The following is a 2,821-nucleotide window of genomic DNA, read 5'->3' on the forward strand; positions in this document are numbered from 1 at the left end:
CGGTTGCGCTCAGCTTTACCAGGGCATCCAGATCGTGCTGAGCCTGGTCCCGTTCAAGCTTGTCGCGAGCAATCTCCGCGGTCACCCCTTGCCGCTGCTCCAGGGTGCCATTTTGCGTGGTCGCTTCGAGGTTCGCCTGGGCTGACTTCACCGCGCTATCCGCACTCGCCAGCTTTGCCCGGGCGTCAATATCGTCCAACTGCATCAGCAGCTTTCCTGCCGGAACTGTATCGCCGGCTTGGACGTACACCGCCTTCACAGTCGCTGAAATGGGGGCATGAATCTCAATGGGTTCGACCGGTTCGACCTTGCCATTTGTACTCGTGGTTGTGGCCAGGGGCTCCTTCGACACCTCCGCAGCACGCACGGGCAGCCGATCGCGGGTAAGAGATCGAGCGACAAAATAGACCAGAATAAGGACCAGGACCACACCAAACCAGAGCCATTTGCGGTCCAATTGCTTTCTTTCCGTAACCATGCAGGCAACCTAAGCCAGTATATAAGACGCTGTGCAAGCCCTTAAGAAGCAGAAATTTGCACGAATACGAAGTAGAAACTTGCATGACGGACTGTTCATATAGATCCCTCGTACAATGAAAATATGTCTCAGCAACCCCGCTACACCGACGATCACGCCAAGGCCGGACTCGATTTTGCCTTCCCGGAGATCGAGACCTGGCAAAATCAGTTTCCCGGCTACGAAATTGTCATCGACGATCCAGAATTGACGTCAGTCTGCCCCAAGACCGGCCTGCCCGACTTCGGCTCGCTCTCCATCCGCTACATGCCCCGAGGTCGCTGCCTTGAACTCAAATCGCTCAAGGAATACCTCTTCAGCTACCGCAATCTCGGCATCTTTCAGGAAAACATCGTCAACCAGGTCCTCGAAGACGTAGTGAAAGCGAGCGACCCCGTCTGGGCCGTAGTCCGCGGCGAATTCCGCCCCCGCGGCGGCATAGCGACAACCGTAGAAGCTCGCTGGCCCCGCCCCAAGGAGTGAAGTGCCGGCGCAAGCCGTTCACAGTCTCCGTCCAAGCAGCGATTCAAGGCCAATCGTCTTTAGCAACTGCTTTTCCAACTAACCGGCGCGCCCTGGCTGATCCGTGGTCTCTTCCGGAAAGCTGGCGCAATGCTTTTCGTTCCTCATATGAGTTCAGTACACGTATGGATTGTTGATCCTCAGGTCATGGGCATTTAGAGCCGCCAGTGCGACGAGGCGTGATGGAGGGTGGTCTTATTTAGCGTTAAGTAATGACACCAATGGGGAGTATTGTTTTGCGCTATGGCGATGTAAGGTTGGACCGTGGCAACGAGTTCCCAGGCCGCTCCAATCGCGTCGGCAAATGCCGAAAGCTCATTCTCAGCCATGCTTCGTAATGGCCTGAGTGAAGCGGCCAAGGTCTGGACACTCTGCCTTGAACGTTTGCATTCGGCTATCAACGGCATGCGCAACTTGCCGATCAGGCAGTCGCCGGGCACGATCGCAAGCAAGCAGAACCTCGTCGACCAGAGTGAACGAGCATTCGTCGCACCGTCAATGACGTTCTCCAAGAGACCGCATAACAAGATTGGATTCGCGTCTGCCTGGGTGTGCGAATGTGGCAATTTTTCGGTGTTGCGGCTGTGTGGCCCGAGTCATGAGGCAGAAGTGGAGCGGCAATGCCCCGCATGCGGCGGAACGCAGCGGATCGCCTATTGCCGGCTGTTGTGCGAGCCGAGACACGACACGGCGGCCGCTCCAGGGAAATGGGTCTATCCGGAAGTCGCGGTGAAATCCAGTAAGACCGACGAAGCGGCTGGACGGGATTACGACTGGTCCTTCTATGACCCCATCTACTTCCAGGGCGAACGCGACCGCCATTCGTCAAGTTCTGCTCTTGCACTCCTCTCTTAGAGCACCTTCCTCTCCGCGTGCTCAGTTGCACCAAACTCGTTGAGGTCACCAACTCTCAACTTTCGCAAACCGCTGGGTTTTAAATTCCCGTCAATGACAACAAGTCACATTGCGCATCAAGAGTGAGTTCTGCGCTTTGGAAAATGATAGGTACTGCTAAACGCTTATCGCACACAATCCGCGTTCCACTTAGAACTACCACTTATACAGGAAACTACATCGGTTAACTGTTGCTGTACGTGTCGCCCCCAAAGTTGGTCTTGGCGCGCCGGACAATTCACTCGTTCCCCACGTCAAGCACGGAAAGACCATCTCTTCGACTAAACCGCTGATTACACTCCCGAGATTCCTTCACCTCCTTTGCAGGTAATTATTCCTCTCGGGCGCATAATCATCCTGAAGTCAAATTCCTGTACGAGGACTCTCCGCCGATGCCGTCTAGATGCCGGAAAGTTTCGTTCGCAGCTTACCGGTAGTCGCTATCTCCTGTGATTTCAGATCTCTACGGCTAAGTTCAATGCTGCCAAATGTTTGCAACCCTACCCTGCTGTAAGCTGATGAAAACAAGACGTCTGCTTCAAGAGATAGGGATATAGGGGTATCAGGCGAAATCTTGCCAGAAATAGCGGTCCGCGCCGAGCCAAGGTAATCTGAGCGCGAAGTTCACCGAAATCGAACAGCCGGACATAACTGCAAGTCGGAAGCAAGCAGGCGAGGACACAACTTGGCGACCCTCAATGCAACACCCCGCACGCGCATCAGTCCCGCCTTTGCGACGCTAATCCTCCTCATCGCCCTCAACCTGCTCAACTACATCGACCGCTATATCCTTCCCGGCGAACTCTCCCTCGTCCAGGCCGAATTCAACGCCACCCGCGAGCAGATGGGCGCTCTCACCACGGCCATGTTTTTCGTCTACATGCTGGC

At 55.1% G+C, this 2,821-nt stretch carries 3 protein-coding genes and 1 pseudogene; 3 read left to right on the plus strand and 1 reads right to left on the minus strand.

Annotation, left to right across the window (positions count from 1 at the left end; translation table 11 throughout):
* A partial coding sequence (locus tag WA354_RS06285; protein WP_472812153.1) for an HlyD family secretion protein occupies window positions 1-457 on the minus strand: 457 nt, incomplete at its 3' end.
* 144 nt (window positions 458-601) lie between these two features.
* Here WA354_RS06285 and queF point away from each other — a divergent pair.
* The 3 genes and pseudogenes from queF to WA354_RS06300 form a co-directional block, all read left to right on the plus strand.
* On the plus strand, window positions 602-1,000 hold the full coding sequence (queF, locus tag WA354_RS06290) for a preQ(1) synthase (protein WP_472812154.1): 399 nt from the start codon (window positions 602-604) through the stop codon (window positions 998-1,000).
* 303 nt (window positions 1,001-1,303) lie between these two features.
* A complete protein-coding gene (locus WA354_RS06295; RefSeq protein WP_472812155.1) occupies window positions 1,304-1,894 on the plus strand; it encodes a hypothetical protein in 591 nt (196 codons plus the stop codon).
* 724 nt (window positions 1,895-2,618) lie between these two features.
* Window positions 2,619-2,821 (plus strand): annotated as a pseudogene (locus WA354_RS06300) (spinster family MFS transporter); the annotation flags it as partial.

This window comes from Occallatibacter sp. (genome assembly GCF_049802275.1).
Classification (GTDB): Bacteria; Acidobacteriota; Terriglobia; order Terriglobales; family Acidobacteriaceae; genus Telmatobacter.